At 34.0% G+C, this 15,681-nt stretch carries 15 protein-coding genes and 2 pseudogenes; 3 read left to right on the forward strand and 14 right to left on the reverse strand.

Features of this window, described 5'->3' with window-relative positions; translation table 11 throughout:
- Window positions 1-21: 21 nt before the first annotated feature.
- The 7 genes and pseudogenes from JFT89_RS05495 to JFT89_RS05525 all read right to left on the reverse strand — a co-directional run bounded on the left by JFT89_RS05495 (window position 22) and on the right by JFT89_RS05525 (window position 4,941).
- On the reverse strand, window positions 22-597 hold the full coding sequence (locus JFT89_RS05495) for a histidine phosphatase family protein (RefSeq protein WP_002030998.1): 576 nt from the start codon (window positions 595-597) through the stop codon (window positions 22-24).
- Between the two features lie 123 nt (window positions 598-720).
- Window positions 721-1,383 (reverse strand): annotated as a pseudogene (locus tag JFT89_RS05500) (serine hydrolase); the annotation flags it as partial.
- Window positions 1,384-1,526: 143 nt separating this feature from the next.
- Entirely contained in the window at window positions 1,527-2,657 is a 1,131-nt protein-coding gene (locus tag JFT89_RS05505; protein WP_201039609.1) for an RNA-guided endonuclease InsQ/TnpB family protein, read from the reverse strand.
- A 641-nt stretch (window positions 2,658-3,298) separates the two neighbouring features.
- A pseudogene (locus JFT89_RS05510) lies at window positions 3,299-3,727 on the reverse strand (serine hydrolase); the annotation flags it as partial.
- A gap of 86 nt (window positions 3,728-3,813) precedes the next feature.
- Window positions 3,814-4,449: a cupin domain-containing protein gene (locus JFT89_RS05515; RefSeq protein WP_002064689.1), complete on the reverse strand. Its 636-nt coding sequence runs from the start codon at window positions 4,447-4,449 to the stop codon at window positions 3,814-3,816.
- A gap of 163 nt (window positions 4,450-4,612) precedes the next feature.
- Complete coding sequence (locus tag JFT89_RS05520; RefSeq protein ID WP_002158451.1) at window positions 4,613-4,774, reverse strand: hypothetical protein; 162 nt, start codon at window positions 4,772-4,774, stop codon at window positions 4,613-4,615.
- 50 nt (window positions 4,775-4,824) lie between these two features.
- Window positions 4,825-4,941, reverse strand: a complete 117-nt coding sequence (locus JFT89_RS05525) for a hypothetical protein (protein WP_002018064.1) — start codon at window positions 4,939-4,941, stop codon at window positions 4,825-4,827.
- Window positions 4,942-5,071: 130 nt separating this feature from the next.
- On the opposite strand from JFT89_RS05525, the gene JFT89_RS05530 reads away from it, so the two are divergent.
- Complete coding sequence (locus tag JFT89_RS05530; protein ID WP_201039611.1) at window positions 5,072-5,494, forward strand: YfmQ family protein; 423 nt, start codon at window positions 5,072-5,074, stop codon at window positions 5,492-5,494.
- A gap of 53 nt (window positions 5,495-5,547) precedes the next feature.
- On the opposite strand, the gene JFT89_RS05535 is transcribed toward JFT89_RS05530, so the two are convergent.
- The 5 genes from JFT89_RS05535 to JFT89_RS05555 are packed head-to-tail and all read right to left on the reverse strand — an operon-like array spanning window position 5,548 to window position 11,339.
- Window positions 5,548-6,381: a hypothetical protein gene (locus tag JFT89_RS05535; protein WP_016094365.1), complete on the reverse strand. Its 834-nt coding sequence runs from the start codon at window positions 6,379-6,381 to the stop codon at window positions 5,548-5,550.
- A gap of 20 nt (window positions 6,382-6,401) precedes the next feature.
- On the reverse strand, window positions 6,402-7,664 hold the full coding sequence (locus tag JFT89_RS05540; RefSeq protein WP_201039614.1) for an MBL fold metallo-hydrolase: 1,263 nt from the start codon (window positions 7,662-7,664) through the stop codon (window positions 6,402-6,404).
- Complete coding sequence (locus JFT89_RS05545; RefSeq protein ID WP_201039616.1) at window positions 7,661-9,331, reverse strand: ABC transporter permease; 1,671 nt, start codon at window positions 9,329-9,331, stop codon at window positions 7,661-7,663. Before JFT89_RS05545 ends, JFT89_RS05540 begins: the two co-directional genes overlap by 4 nt.
- Before the next feature lie 12 nt (window positions 9,332-9,343).
- Window positions 9,344-10,369, reverse strand: a complete 1,026-nt coding sequence (locus JFT89_RS05550; RefSeq protein ID WP_002086426.1) for an ABC transporter substrate-binding protein — start codon at window positions 10,367-10,369, stop codon at window positions 9,344-9,346.
- Window positions 10,347-11,339, reverse strand: a complete 993-nt coding sequence (locus JFT89_RS05555; RefSeq protein ID WP_002011954.1) for an ABC transporter ATP-binding protein — start codon at window positions 11,337-11,339, stop codon at window positions 10,347-10,349. The genes JFT89_RS05550 and JFT89_RS05555 overlap by 23 nt, the downstream gene beginning before the upstream one ends.
- 161 nt (window positions 11,340-11,500) lie before the next feature.
- Here JFT89_RS05555 and JFT89_RS05560 point away from each other — a divergent pair, with 161 nt between their 5' ends.
- On the forward strand, window positions 11,501-12,394 hold the full coding sequence (locus tag JFT89_RS05560) for a LysR family transcriptional regulator (protein ID WP_016094367.1): 894 nt from the start codon (window positions 11,501-11,503) through the stop codon (window positions 12,392-12,394).
- Between the two features lie 40 nt (window positions 12,395-12,434).
- On the opposite strand, the gene JFT89_RS05565 is transcribed toward JFT89_RS05560, so the two are convergent.
- Window positions 12,435-12,959: a COG3014 family protein gene (locus JFT89_RS05565; RefSeq protein ID WP_016094368.1), complete on the reverse strand. Its 525-nt coding sequence runs from the start codon at window positions 12,957-12,959 to the stop codon at window positions 12,435-12,437.
- A gap of 109 nt (window positions 12,960-13,068) precedes the next feature.
- On the reverse strand, window positions 13,069-14,337 hold the full coding sequence (locus tag JFT89_RS05570) for an MFS transporter (RefSeq protein ID WP_002064680.1): 1,269 nt from the start codon (window positions 14,335-14,337) through the stop codon (window positions 13,069-13,071).
- A 118-nt stretch (window positions 14,338-14,455) separates the two neighbouring features.
- Here JFT89_RS05570 and JFT89_RS05575 point away from each other — a divergent pair, with 118 nt between their 5' ends.
- Entirely contained in the window at window positions 14,456-15,670 is a 1,215-nt protein-coding gene (locus JFT89_RS05575) for a transcriptional regulator (protein WP_016094369.1), read from the forward strand.
- The last annotated feature ends 11 nt before the right edge of the window (window positions 15,671-15,681 follow it).

The raw sequence follows: 15,681 nt of genomic DNA on the forward strand, positions 1-15,681 counted from the left end.
TCCTCTTTTTTTGATAAACTTTTACAAATTATTTATCTGATAATCTGTAGACTGTATTCTTTCAGCAGAACTGAAACAATTATTATCAAAAGTTAATTTATACACATCAGGCATATGAAGGGTTTTCCAAAACTGAAAACCATATTTCGAATCAAAATAATTCATTAGTAATACCATAATATTCCCATGAGTACCTATTACAATATTCTTACCTTTATATTTTTTTAATATACTTTGCATACATATTACAGCGCGTCTTTGCGCTACATCATTTGATTCTCCGCCTTCGTATGCAAAAGTCCAGTCTTCCCATACCTTCTGAATAGCATCGTTAAAATCTGTTACTGGCTCTTTACTTAATAACCTTTCCCGTAAATCTTCTTCCAGTTGTATTGATAAATTATATGTATTCGCAATTCCTTGCACGGTTTGAATCGCCCTTTTATACGGGCTAGAAATAACAACATCAATGTTTTTGTCCTTTAACAAACTTGTTACATTACCTGCATCAATCTCTCCTTCTTCAGATAAGGGACGTTCCCTTTCTTCCTTTGTATATGTAGAGTGAGCGTGGCGAACGAAATATACTGTAGTCATTATTCAACTTCCTTTCTTAGTTTCAATCTATATTCCATGCAGTAAATAGGAAATCCTGTATCATGAATAGAAAAGAGCGCCTTTTAAAAAGCGCTCTTTTGTTTACATAATAAAATTATTCCATTATAACTTTCTTCTGAATTCTTCATCTGTTATAGCATCTTGAATAAAATAATCTATATTATTTCTCAGCTTTTGATATGCAACTTGATCTTCTATATCGTTAAACATAATTACAACTTCTACCTTATTCCCTTTCTTATCTGCAGTATACAAACTTTTTGTCAATACGAATGCGGTAGAACCACCTTTTTGACCAGCATATTCCAACTTACTATTTTCAACTGTTCCTTTAAAAACATTATCAATTTCATCTTGCATTGATTTTGGAAAATAATTTCTACTATTTATCTTTTTCATTAAACTCAAATAATCTTTAGCATTTGCACTCACTAATCGATCTGACCAAATACGCTGGAATTCCATATCTATTTTTAATGGTATATCACGTTTCTTCCATTCACTTTCATCTTTCATCCATTCATGTATTTGTAACACGTGTTTATTATATTCATCATTAGACATGTTACGTATCATTTCTAACGATTGATTTTCTGGCTCATTAAGCTCTTTTTCTACATACCCTCTCATATATAGTGAAGCAGTATACGAAGAGAACTTGTCATGACTAGTAAGTTCTAACTCTTTTAAACTATCATTTACTCTTTCTATCCCGAGTTTCTCTAATAAATATGTTGTATTTGCATTAGAACTATAATGAATCATCCGATACGATAAACTTAACTAAATCTATACAATTCAATCAAATTCACACAAGTTAGTGCTTCATCGTGTTCTCGCAACCCCGAAGGGACGAGGGGTATAACACTCCACACGAGGCAGTATCGTTACCTCCTATTATCAAGCATTTATTTTACCCATCTTGATAAATTTATCGACGCATTTACATCCCTATCGTGATGGCTATTGCATGAAACACAACGCCACTCACGTATTTTTAAACTCCACTGTCCTTCTGGTTGAACTGAATGGTCGTATTTTACTCCGCAACATGAGCAAATCTTGCTTGAGGCGAACCATTTATCAGCTTTTACATACTCAATGCCATACTTCTCGCACTTGTATGATAAACATTGAAAGAAGAAGTTTAATTTTTGAAATGAAAATGCTTTCGATAGTTTTTTGTTTTTTAACAGGTTTGAGATAGATAAGTCTTCCACAACAATCCTCATTGGTTTGGTTTTCACCAATTTAGCTGTTGCTTGATGGATATGGTTATTTCGGATATTCGTAATTTTCCTAGATAACCGCAGGTGCTCGGTTTTAGCTTTTTCATATCCGGCAGATTGAATTTTTACACCTTTTTTAAATCTCCTAGACATATCTCTTTGTGCTGACTTTTTCCTTTTCAAAAGCTTTTTAACCTTAGCATCTTTGTTTATATTTCGTTCTTTCAGACCATTAGAAGCTACAAAAAGCTCTTTTAAACCAACATCCACACCAATCGACTCATTGGTTAGTTCTTGTAATGCAAAGTCTTCTTGGAATCCTACACTAATCCACCAGTGACGACCGTCAAATGTAACTCTTGGATTGGATGTTTTTTTGTTTCTTGGTAGTTGTTGGCTTGTTTTCACTTCTCCAATGGACTGAATATGAACTACTTTCTTTCCTATAATCAGTCTTTCATAATTGGCATAAAATCCTTGGATTAAATCTTTTTTGGATTTATAAGAAGTGTGATAACCATTTTTGTACTTTTTGAACGAATTTTTTCTCGCCTTATCAAAATCTTTTGAAGCCTGTTTGGGAACTTGTGCGTTGATGTCATTTAACCACTCATATCTCTTTCGCTTCTTGATCTTTGTAAATCGTTTCTGTAAAGCTAACTGTGAAACAGATTTTCCAAATAGCTTATAATATCTATCACTCATTCTTTTACAATAGTTATAAGCGAATCTTGCAGCACCAGCATGGTTTCTAAGCACTTTTTCTTGTTCAGACGTTGGAATTAGCCTGACTTTCTTCGCCAATATCATCAGAATTTAACTCCTTTAATGAAAGATTGGTTCTTCTGAATAGTAGCGTGTTCCACCAGCATTCTCCTAAGACTACTAGGATACAAACCTGTTAATTCCGATACTTGACTGACTCGTGAAAATTTCATTATTATTCTCACCTCATTGAACCTAACATAGCACGTATGTTCGATAACTTCAATAAAGTTTGATAGATTCAATAAAATTTATCTTGTTCAACTAAGGGCGCAATTCCTTAGCCAGTTCTCTTATGAACTTCTCATGTTTTCACATGAGCGCAGACTATATGTTTATCTACTTAAAGATAGAGGATTTTTCCACCACCATAGGCTTGTGATGTACTCTCGTCAGTTATACGAGATAGTCGTTGAACGTTCATCTTATCAATTTTGACTTAGATGATTCGAGGCGGAAGCCCCATTGTTCTAGTGTTTAGGATTTAACCTTGCACGATCTGATTGATTTTTTCTGCTTTCGCGACATTCACGCTCGCTATTTCTAGCCACGTTGTAGTTCAATCAGCTTTAGGGATTGCCCGCAGTTAACCCTCACTACTAGCCAATCACTTGACTAGCAGGGCTTACTGATATATTTACTTAACTTTCGTTATAATTGGTTAAATAAATCGTAACAGTTAGTTACCCTTTTGCAACTTCTTCTAAAGCGATCTGCCCACTTTTCACTAATTCTCTCGCTTTAGCATCTTCTAACCAACCAGGATGCGCTCCACCATCAGTGTTTTTAACATAATATTTTTCTAAATCCTGCAATGAAATTTGTTCATCTCGACTTATTTTTCCTTCTGACACTTGCTTAGCAAATTCAACTGCTATTACGATTTTTGCCATACTTGCTAATGGTAATTTTTTATTTTCATTTACAGATGTTACTACTTCACCGTTTTTTCTAATAAGTAATGAACATGTTTCATCACCTTTATGTTCTTTTATGTAGTTTAATACGTAATCAGGATCTTCTTTTGACAAATAGTACTTCATAATAACAAAGAAAACTATAACAGCTACTACAATCACTCCTGCAACAATTCCTATAATCTTTAATATGTTCACAATATGCCCCCTTCTATATAATAATTATAACGAATCGAATTACAAAATTATACAAAATAGAGTAACTCTTCCTAAAACAGAAAGAGTTACTCTATTTCACATGATGTTATTTGTCCATTTAACGTAACGATTATATTTGAGTCGTCACTTTCTTTAACGCTATTTAGTCGATTTGAGTTAGGAGGACCAATTACAACTGACTCCTTAATTGGCGAAAGGTCCTTTCCTAATTTTTCTGCACTTACACCGTATGCAGCTTGAAATACTTCTGGCGGTGTTAATCTAAGTATGTCTGATCCCTCTGCTGTTTCAAACTGATCGTTATTGAAGAACAAATGTAATTGTACTTCTTCTGTTACCGCTGTAATCCAATGCCACCATCCCATTGGAATAAAGACAGTTTGCCCCGCTTTCACATGATAATTTTGCAATTGATTCGTTTCGGGATTTAAAATGGATGTAACTGCTTCTCCTGATACAACAACATCTAATTCCCACGCATTCGGATGCCAATGTGGTTCCCGCATATGCCCTTTCGTCATAAATAAATCAACAAACGCCCCTCCTATCATCGCAGGTAACTGCGTTGAGGTAACTTCATATGCAACGTTTTTCTCATCTCTTTTAAAAAAGACATTTTTTCTCGAATCAAAGAAAAGATTTGGCGTTCCTGAGCTTTTCTTTAAATTTTTATTATCTGTAACATAACCTGAATTACTCATTTTATCCCTCTTTTCCACTCCGAACATTTCCATCTGCACACTGTATCGTATGGAAAAAATGTATGTATGTGCCTAATCATTCACATAACAAAAAAAACATGCCTTCATGATGAGAGCATGTTTTGTGATTTTTTTCACATTGTTTAGTTAAAAAATAAACTTTTTACTTACCATGATGTAACATTAAATCACTGAGTTCTTCTTCAATGTGATTTAATTTCGCAACGCCTTCTTTCCATTTATGAATATAACGTGAAACCCCAACGAAAAATAAAATAATAATTGTGGAAAGAATAATACCATACACGATTGCTACAGTACTCATAGTTACACTTCCTTGTAATTAGTTATGTTTTTATTATAAACCTTTTTCTTTTAAAATACTTCGATTTCAACTTTTTGTAACAAAATTGATTTTTCTAATATTTCGTTCATAAAAATGGCATATTTTTCACAAATTATACAAAACTTCACCATATGTACTATTACCACATGAGTTATATTGTTAAATAGGAGAAAGTGAAATTTTAGTCAGTACGGGGTATCTATCCACACTGATTATTAGCCCGCACCAACCAGGATTTTACGGACCATTACTGTGGGATAAAGGGGATGAAATACTATGACGACTTGGTTTATTGTAATGTTAGTTGTATTTGGAGCATTTAAAATTATTGTTTCTAGCCTTCCTAACTCTGCTATTGAATCCATTATTAGCAGGTACGAAACACATCCACAACTTGAAGAAGAAAATGTGACTGTTACAATCAATGGAAATAACTTAGAAGGCGAAAAGAAATCCAAAATTATTCATGATTTTAACGAAGGATTATTTTTAGATCGCTATTATGCACCACCACACAATGAAGGCACTCCTTTAATTATCAATGCAAAACGTGGCAAAAAAGATTTTACATTTTATATTTATAGTCATGAAGAGCATGTTGATGTAGTAAAACAACATAAAAAGAAGGTAGTTGCTTATAGTTTACGCTCTAAAAACCTTCAAAATAATGATATGTTCGTGTCAGCTGATTTAGCTTAATACTCATATATTAGAAGAAGGAATCCACGTGCCATGGATTCCTTCTTTCCTATTTACTGAAAAATAAGCTCTGTCTTCAAACTATCTTTCGGTAACAACCATCCTTTTTGTTCTATACTCTTCATTAATAATTCTCTTTGTTTTGTTGCAATACTTTCCTCATTTGTTTTAAACGACACTTCTATTACGAAATCATCTTCTATTTTCCCTGTATTACTTAGTGGCCAAACTTCAATATTCGTTTTTATATTTTCAAACTCCCCTGTATACCGTTTCATTAATACAGGACCGTAAATACGAGAATTCTTGAGCATTTCTTCTCCCCAATTCGTATACAACCATTTGTTCATTTTCCCTGGCAACTTTTCTATTAACATGTTTTGAGCGGCTCGTTCGTTTGGTAAATCAAGTACTCCATACCCTTTAGCGCTGTAACTTTTCTTATTTGAAATACTTAACGTTTTTTTCTCAAATCCCCAATCTATTTCCGCCTCATAATTATCAGTTTTACTATCAAATCCATCCTTTTTAGCCACTTCTAGTGCTTCTTGAATTACACCATTTTGAATAGGATATCTTTTTTTATATGTTAGCTCAAAATCTTTACTAAATTCTTTCTTTCGAATTCTCGCAAACCAACCTTCATTACTTAAATTTTTATTTGCCGTATCTAAAAATTGCACCTGTATTCTTTCATAATTTGTACCAGCCTGAAAATATTCTAGTACCTCTTGATTCACCTCTTTGTTATAACCTAATACTTGTTCTGGCTTTAATAATAATTTCACTTCAAAACTAGGTTTCATCGGACTGGCGGCAAAGCCTTCCTTAACGTTATAAAGGAAACCACAAAAGAAAATGCTTACGAATACAAATACTTTTTTCATATACCTATCTCCTTTACATTTTAAATGACTTCTATACGTTCCATAGTAAGTGAATACACATTTTCATATCCTGCTATGCTAAGCTTTTCCTGCAATCGATCCGTATCCTCTTTCAAAGCATGTACTAACACCGTATGTTCTGGTAATAGTGTATTTAACATTTCCTTAACGTCACTTATACTTTGATGAACTTTATATGGAACTCGCTTCACCCTACATTCTTTACCTACACGTTCCTTCAAAAATTTTTCTGCAAAACTTCCTTTAGCAATATGTCCAGTAAAGATAATGGAATTTCGTTCTTCATGCCTAAGTTGTTCATAATACAACTGTGCTCGTTTCGTTTGCATATTCGCATCACTCATTACAACTATTCCGTAACTATTTTGCATACAAATGTCATTATCCATAACTATTATGTTTCTTTTTAAACTCTCCAGAACCCGTTCAAGTTTTTCATTATTTTTTAACCAATCTTTATATATGAACATCTCTTCAAATCCAGCAAAAATTTCTTTATCTACTATAATTGGAAGTTCTTTATATCGTTCATATAAATACAATACTATATCTTGCGCCCTACCAAGTGAGGGCAGTGGTAGTAATGCCGTTCCTTTATTTTGAGCAACTCGTTCAATTTCTGCACATAATTCGTCTACTCGTTCCTTTTGTGAAACATCATCAGTGTGATAAGCGGCATCTACAATTGCAATTTTTATATCGCTTCGCAAATCTTCAGGTAAATTAGCTCGTAGTATATTAGATTCTGCTGAATAATCACCAGAATAAAATACGTATGTATTACACATATCCACTAAAAACCAAACAGCTCCTAATACATGCCCACTATACCCCCATTGAAACCGCAACGTTGGTGTAATCTGTATCCATTCATTTGGATTACTAATCTCATCAATACATACATAATTTAGATCTTTAATATTTTGATCGTTATAAGGTAAATTCCACCCTTTTGAAAAATTGTAGTTTCCCCATTTTTCAAAATAAGCTGGAAGTTGCTCCTTCGTATAACGAGTCGTCCAAATTTTTTTCTTATATCCATACTTCGTCAATAAAGGTAAACCCATCGTATGGTCTTCATGAATATGTGATAAAAATACTGCATCCAAAAATGGAACAACTTCTCTTTCTATTTTAGGATAACTATCCTCATATGATCGATTAATACCACAATCAAATACTATTTTTGTCTCTTTATTTTTTACAAAATAGCAGGAACGACCGTATTCTCCCGCTCCTCCCCATACTTCCATCCTCATCATACTACCCCTTTTCGTTTTTGCTCCATATGTTGCAGAAGTAATAAGCACATTGTTGTAAGCCCAACAGAAACAACAGCCATTGCCATTCCTATAGATACTTCTCCTTGTTCAAATTGAGCAAAAATAAACGTGGCTGACGTTTCTACTGATGGAGGTAGTACGAGAAGCGATGCTACTAACTCTCTTATCGAAATCGTAAATGTCATCGCCCATCCAGCAAGAATTCCTGGAATAATAAGCGGCAATATTATTTTTCTGAAAATATAAATATAATTCCCAGAAAAAATACTTCCTGCCTGTACAAGAGAATCATCAATTTGTCCGAGCGATGCTTTTACATACTGCACCGTATAAGGTAAAAAGAGAACAACATACGTTACGATAACCATGACTGGTGTATTGTAAATTGACATAGGCATATAGGGTGAATTCCAAAATAAAATAAGCCCTACAACCATCACTATTCCTGGTACCATATTCGGTAACATGCCGCACATATCAAGCCATTTTTCAGAGGACTTTTTCCCCTTTCGAATCATAAGCGCCAAAAATACGCCAATAATTACAGCAACAATCGCCGTTACGAGTGAAAAAAGAAAACTGTTCCATAAAGCTTCTAATCCCGGAGAACCAATTGTAAATAATGCTTCATAATGGCTTGTTGTAAAGTTATTAAAATGTAAGCCACCGCCTCTTAACTTCGACAAAGAAGCAATAAGTATAGAAAAGTATGGGATTCCAATTGCTACTATTAGTAAGCCAATTACATAAACCCATGCTATAACGCGCGCAAATATAGACAAAGTATACCTTTTAGATTTCACACCTTTTCCACTAACCATTGCATATGTATACTTTCGATTCAATACATTTTGCATATACCAAATGAGCATACACGCACTAAGTAATAAAGAAGATAATGCTGTGGCACTGCCAAAATCAATCGGCCAACTAGAGATAAATTTATGAATCTCAGATGTTAACACATGGAATCCTATTCTACGTCCGAATGTAGCTGGTGTTCCAAATTCAGCAATCGTCTTTACGAAAATGAGTAAAGCACCCATTACATAACTTGATAACAATAACGGTAGTATTATTTTTCTTAAACGATAGAAAAAACTTCCACCATGAACTGCTGCAGCTTCTTCTTTACTACTCCCAATCTGAAGTAACGTGTTTTTCAACATGAAGTAAAGGAATGGGAATAAGTGCAGACTCATAATTAAAACCATACCGCCTAAACTAAAAAACGATGATGAAATCGGCTTTAAAGCCGGAAAAAATTGTTCAAAATAACCGTTAGGTTGCATGAACAAAATCCATCCCATCGATCCGATATAGGGTGGGGTCATAAATGGTATCATAAAAACAATATCTAACTTACTATACTTTCCTACATCTGTTTTACTCATAATGAACGCCAATGGAAACGCAAATATTGTAGCTCCTATTACAACGAGTACACCTAGAAGCATCGAATTTAGAAAAATCCCAGCTAATCCACCACTCTGCATGACTTCAAAAGGCTTTAAAAAATTCCAACTGCTATTTTCATATACACTAGAAAATAAAATGAGAAAAAGCGGAATGACGATTAACATCGCCACAAGTAACAACGCTACTGTCATTCCAACTTGTCTTACTGATACGAATCGATTTACCATGTAATCACCATCTTATTGAAATACTTTCTTAAATTGTTTTGCTATTTCATCTTGTTCTTTCTCAACTGTTTTCCAATCAATATTTAATACTGGAATCTCTTCTACATTCGGTCTATTTTCAGCTTTTATATCTTTTCTACCTGGCAACAAATACGCTTTAGAAACTTGTTTTTGCACATCATCTGATAATAAATAATCAATAAACTCTTTTGCACCTTCTACATTTTTACTATCCTTCATAATGCCTGCTGCACGTGGACTAATGACTGTTCCGCTTTTTGGATATACGATATCAACCGGTTCACCCTTTGCTTTTGCACTGTACGTCATATAGTCAACACCCGCAATTACCATATCTTTCGCACCTGTTACAACTGGGTCTAACGCTTCTTGGTTTGCCCCAGCTACTGTAACTTCATTTTTCTTAAGCTGTTCAAATAAATTCCATCCATCTTGTCCATTCTTTTTCACATATCCTGTTACAAAGTCTAAAGCTGAACCTGAAAGTGCTGGATCTGGAAGATTCACTTTCCCTTTCCATTCTCCTTTCGTTATATCGCTCCAATCTTCAGGTGCTGTCTTCACATTTTTTGTGTTATACACAATTCCTAATGCTGAAGCACTATATCCAAAATAATGTCCTTTATCATCCGACCATTCAGAACGAAGCTTATCAGCTTGTTTTGCTTCTTTATAAGCTAACGTTTGCCCATCTTTTTTTAATCCTTCCATCGCTGGTAAAGAAGCAAGTACGACAACGTCAACGACTGGATTTTTCTTTTCAGCCTCCATTCTTGCTAAAATCTTACCTGTTGTTCCTTGAAACATTTCTACTTTTATCCCTGTTTTCTTTTCAAAGTCCTTTTGAATTTTTTCTGCTAATCCTTTTGGTCCTGCACTATATACAACAATTTTCTTTTCATTAGCGTTTTTATTTTTTGCATCTACACTGCCTGTCTTTGAGCTACAACCTGTTACTACAGCAGAAAATAGTAAAGTACATACAAATAAAGACTTAAGCGAACTGAATTTCTTCATACGATTCTCCCCCTATATGATGAATACATTTTTTTGGTACATATAACGATACCGGTTTACCAACGCTTAGCTTACTATTGTGATAAGCTGTCCATACACCGAGTGTCCCCATGTTTACTTTCACTTCATAACGTTCTCCTACATATGTAACGTGCTGAACTTCACCTGTATACATTTCGCACAAGTCATTTTTTGTCCAGCTCACATGCTCTGGACGAATCATTTTTTTCCCCTCTACAAGCCAATTTGCCTTACCAACAAATTTTGCAACAAATTCATGAGACGGTTTCACATAAATGTCTTCTGGTGTTCCTTTTTGTAATACTTCACCCTGTTTCATGACAATAATTTGGTCTGACATTGACATAGCTTCTGTTTGATCATGTGTTACATACAATGCCGTTAAACCAATTGAATGAACGATGTCCATAAGTTCTAATCGCATTTCTTCTCGCAAAATTGCATCAAGCGCACTTAACGGTTCATCGAACAAAATAAAATGAGGTTTCGTTACAATTGCTCTAGCAAATGCGACACGTTGCTGCTGTCCACCTGAGAGTTCATGCGGATATCTTTTCTCCATACCTTGCAAACGAACTCGCTTTATCGCATCTTCTACCTTTTCTCTTAATTGATTCGTTTGCTTTGTAGCCCTTAAACCAAATGCAACATTTTCAAATACAGTCATATGCGGCCATAAAGCAAAATCTTGAAATACCATGCCGATATTCCGCTCATGAGGAGATGTTTTTATCTTTTTAGCAGAAGAATACATGCACTTATCTCCAAAATATATTTCACCTTTATCCGGTTCTTCAAGTCCTGCAATCATTCTAAGTAAAGTCGTTTTCCCGCATCCTGAAGGTCCTAAAAGTGTGGTGAATTCCCCTTTTTTCATTACAATCTGTAACGGCTTTAACGCCTGTGTTTTCCCAAATGCCTTTTCTAATCCATGAATTTTAATATCCATCGTTTCACCTCTCTCCCCTCATTCTTAACCTGCTTTCATTCTATCTGGAAGTTTTATACTGAATGTTAATGTACTGTAAAGATTAAATTAAAAAATCTCTAATAAACTATTTATTTCTATAGATTTTTTCTATAGTTAGAAGAAAAAGGGGCCAACTTATCATGAATCTCTTAAAATTAGAAATTGTAGTGCTTATTAAGAAATACAAAAAGCTTACTATTGTTGCAGAAAAACTTGGCGTTAAACAACCTACTATTACGTTTCATATAAAAAGCTTAGAAGAGGAACTTGGTGTGCCTTTATTTGAATTACGTTCCGGAAGGTATTTCTTAACAGAAGCTGGTGAAGCGTTGCATCATTATGCTTGTAAAATAGATGCACTTATGAAAGAAGCTAGGCGGGTCACACAAGAATTTAAAGATTTTAATAAAGGCGCTATAACAATTGGTGCTAGTTATGTACCAGCGACTTATCTTTTACCAGAAGTTGTTCACCAATTTCAATGCGAATTTCCAAATATAAAAATAACACTCATAGTAAAAACAGCTCCTGAAATTCGAACGATGCTACAAAATCATGAAATTGATCTCGGGATAATTTCTGCGGCACCTTTTGACGAACCACTTCTAAAACAAATGAATGTAATGCCTGATACACTTGTTCTTGCCTTTTCCAAAGAACATCATCTTTCTAAAAGAACAAATGTATCATTACAAGATATCGAAAAAGAACGTATATTATTGCATCGTAACCCATCTACAACGAGAGATTTACTTACACAATGGACGTTAGCACATAACATTACATTCCAATCAGAAATTGAACTAGATTCATTAGAAACGATGAAACAAATTTTAAAATATGGTAATGGGGTTGCCTTTATTTCAAAACTTGCTATTGAACAAGAAGTACAACGAAATGAGCTATGCTGTATACCGATCCCAGGATTTGAATTTCAGCGTAATATTTATACCATTCATCATGAGGACAGGTGGAATTCAAAAATAATTTCTTTTTTACTACAAAGTATCACTTCTTTTGCAGCAAAAAGTTAAAAGGCTGTCGTTATACACGACAGCCTTTTTAACTATATCTCTATTTATTTTTCTTTTCCTCAATTTTCACTTGTGCCTCTTCAGCCTTATCTAATGCTTCTGACACTTTTTTCTCTTTTTCTTTTACTTCATCTATACTATCGACAGCTTTAATTAGTTTATCGATTCCTTCTTCATTTACTTTTTTTCGTTTCGCTACTCTTTCATTTACTTTTTCTTCAACGTCTTTTGCTTTTTGAAGCATATTTTCTGCATTTGATTTCACAGCCTTTTCAAGTGCATCATCTTTTTTCTTTTGCAACACTTCATTCGCATCGTCTTTCGTTTCTAAATACTTACCATCTTTTAATGCTGTTGCACCGTGATCTAGTAACTGAGCGACTTCTTTATACGCCTTCGCTTCATTTCCTGATTTTTCTTTTTCCGCTTTTTCAAACCACATAATTGCATCACTATATTTTTCATTTTTCAATGATTGCATACCTGTTTCAATATACGTGTCATAATTACTACATCCAGTCATTACGACTAACAGAAAAAGCATAACAAAACTTAATTTTTTCATGATGTTTTCTCCTTTTCTTTGCCTGCTCACTTTACTGTAACATACATGAAAAGGAGTTTCAAAAACTAAAATACTAATTTGGTCATTTTTATATTGTTAAAATTTTCTTTTAAGCCGATACATCCACTTGTTTTTTCGCCATATGCTGCTTTACTCCAACTAATACAACTAACAATAATCCTCCACCTAATGTCATCATAACAATGCTAGTTGGCAGCATATCTAATAATAATCCATATACAATCATACCGAGCGGCGCGATTGCAGTAGCAATAGTTTCAAGTAGGCCGAATACACGCCCTAAATAGCTTGGATCTGTCGTCTTTTGTATATGTACTTGCATCGGGATATTTACGATCATCATTGACATACCAGTTAACATCATAAAAACGATATAGTAAATAAAACTTGCTACTTTCGGAATGGTAACTAACAACGGGAAGACTGTACATAAACTCAAACCCGCAAATAAAAACAGCCCAATATAAATAGAACGAAACGGATTATTCACTTCTTTACGCACTGATAAAGCAATCGCACCAATTAGCATCCCGACTGCTAGCATTCCCTCTACAACTCCGAGTTGTTTCGAGGATAAATGCAAGTTTTGAATAACAATATATGGAAGTGAAACGAAAAGTGCACTCGCAAAAAAGTTAACCCATAAAGCAATTTTCATTAGTCCATATATTTCATGCTGCTGTTTTACATATGAGAAACCCTCTTTTATACTCGTCAAGAAATGCTCCTTATTTTCAGCCACTTCTTTTTTATATAAATCAAATACGATAAATAATTGTACAATAACTGCTAAAAAGAATGTAATGCTATTTAACAGAAAGAACGACTTAATTGAAAAGAAACCAAATACAACTCCGCCAATAATCGGCGCTAAAATATTTGATAAAGAAGCTGCCGTCTGGTTCAAAGCACTCGCTTTTTGAATACGCCCTTCATCAACTAAATTAGGAATAGATGAAGTAAACGCAACAGAATAAAAACTTGCGCAAATTGATAATAATGCTGCTGATACATAAATAAAAAGGAGTGATGGTCCAAGCATTATTGTAAGAATAAACATAATAAGCATCGTTAAGCTACTTAATAAATCAGTGCCAATGACAAGCCATTTTCGATTGACGCGGTCAGCTACAGCACCTGCAATCGGTCCACAAATCATTCTTGGTATTGATCCGCAAATAAGCGTAATCGCAAATCCCATTCCTGAGCCCGTTGTCTTTAATACGTATAGCCCCATTGCAAACGTATAAATACCCGCCCCTAACAAAGACGTCATCTTTCCAATCATCATTAAAATAATATTTCTCGTTGCAATCTTCATTTTCCAATCATTTTGACCTATACTTACATCTTCCATTATGACACTCTCCCCTTAAAAGTTAAATTGTGTTAAACTTATTATATAATCAACTTTCCAATTTTCACAACAAAAAGTTAAATTATATTTAACTTTTTAATTATAAAGGAGCAATGTTATGGCAACTCTCGGCGAAAAAATTAAGGCGTTACGAAAAGAAAAAAAGCTTACGCAAACCGAGCTAGCAGGTTCGGAACTGACAAAAAGTATGCTTAGTCAAATTGAAAATGGAAAAGCTACACCTTCTATGAAAACATTACAATATATCGCTAATAAACTTGGATGTGAAACGAGTTTTTTACTAGAAGAAGATGATGCAGAAATCGTAGAACTTATTCAAAAAATGGAGCAACTTATAAAAGCTAATAAATGTGATAAGGTGTATGAAACTTTACTTCCTATCGTTCAAAAGGAACTCCCTCTCACTTTAAATACTGCCCGATTGTATAAACAATTTATTACTGGAGCAGCTATAATGAAAGATTGCAACATTGAATCTTTCGTTGAAAAAGCAACTTCTATTTTTGAAAAATATACTTTATACAGAGACAGTACTGAAACAAAATTAACATTCTCTTATACGTTATTCTCACGTGAAAAGTATGAGGAATGTTTGCAACTTATTGCTCGTATTCGAGATGATTATGAAGCGAACCATTTAGAAATGGATCTTATTATACATATCAGATTGTGCTTAAAAGAAGCCATTATTTTACTCGCATGTGGCAAATATGAGGAATGTGAAAAAATCATATTAGAAGCATTAGCATTTTCAAAAAAACATCAAGTGTATTATAAAACAGATGAATTTTATCGCATATTATCTTATCAAAAAGTCATGACGGCTGATAAAGAACAGTATTTACATTACATTAAGAAATCTGAGCAATTCGCCATTTTTACTGAAGACACTTTATCCGTTGCGATCGTAGATATATTAAAAGCGTATTACTACAACACGATTACTAAAGAATATACAATTGCATTAGAACATGTAGAACAATTTCGAGAAAAACTAAAAGACGAACCGATTTTCCAAGAGGATGGATTGTATTACCTCGAAACCGGAAAAGCTTTGTACGGATTAAAAAAATACGAGGAAGCTCTGAAAGCTTTTCAACATGCTAAAATACCAGATTATATGATGCATCCACTTGATCAAGCATGGCTTACAACGGCAGGTGCATATCGTGCCCTTTGTTATGTAAAACTTAACGATAAGCAAAGAGCTCTTGAAGAAGCAACAGAAGCAGCTCAAAAGATACAACCTTATCCGGATTCCATCTTTTCTTCTTTTATTAAAGAAACATTACAAATAATACAAAAACTTTAAGAATGTCTCGA

The organism is Bacillus sp. TH25, assembly GCF_016650935.1.
Taxonomy (GTDB): Bacteria; Bacillota; Bacilli; order Bacillales; family Bacillaceae_G; genus Bacillus_A; species Bacillus_A mycoides.

Coding starts and splice junctions, on each gene's coding strand:
- JFT89_RS05535 (WP_016094365.1), bottom strand. CDS start 6,381: ATGAAAAAAGTATTTGTATTCGTAAGCATTTTCTTTTGTGGTTTCCTT.
- JFT89_RS05570 (WP_002064680.1), bottom strand. CDS start 14,337: ATGGAAGATGTAAGTATAGGTCAAAATGATTGGAAAATGAAGATTGCA.
- JFT89_RS05575 (WP_016094369.1), top strand. CDS start 14,456: ATGGCAACTCTCGGCGAAAAAATTAAGGCGTTACGAAAAGAAAAAAAG.
- JFT89_RS05560 (WP_016094367.1), top strand. CDS start 11,501: ATGAATCTCTTAAAATTAGAAATTGTAGTGCTTATTAAGAAATACAAA.
- JFT89_RS05515 (WP_002064689.1), bottom strand. CDS start 4,449: ATGAGTAATTCAGGTTATGTTACAGATAATAAAAATTTAAAGAAAAGC.
- JFT89_RS05530 (WP_201039611.1), top strand. CDS start 5,072: ATGACGACTTGGTTTATTGTAATGTTAGTTGTATTTGGAGCATTTAAA.
- JFT89_RS05555 (WP_002011954.1), bottom strand. CDS start 11,339: ATGGATATTAAAATTCATGGATTAGAAAAGGCATTTGGGAAAACACAG.
- JFT89_RS05540 (WP_201039614.1), bottom strand. CDS start 7,664: ATGATGAGGATGGAAGTATGGGGAGGAGCGGGAGAATACGGTCGTTCC.
- JFT89_RS05565 (WP_016094368.1), bottom strand. CDS start 12,959: ATGAAAAAATTAAGTTTTGTTATGCTTTTTCTGTTAGTCGTAATGACT.
- JFT89_RS05495 (WP_002030998.1), bottom strand. CDS start 597: ATGACTACAGTATATTTCGTTCGCCACGCTCACTCTACATATACAAAG.
- JFT89_RS05545 (WP_201039616.1), bottom strand. CDS start 9,331: ATGGTAAATCGATTCGTATCAGTAAGACAAGTTGGAATGACAGTAGCG.
- JFT89_RS05505 (WP_201039609.1), bottom strand. CDS start 2,657: ATGATATTGGCGAAGAAAGTCAGGCTAATTCCAACGTCTGAACAAGAA.
- JFT89_RS05550 (WP_002086426.1), bottom strand. CDS start 10,369: ATGAAGAAATTCAGTTCGCTTAAGTCTTTATTTGTATGTACTTTACTA.
- JFT89_RS05520 (WP_002158451.1), bottom strand. CDS start 4,774: ATGAGTACTGTAGCAATCGTGTATGGTATTATTCTTTCCACAATTATT.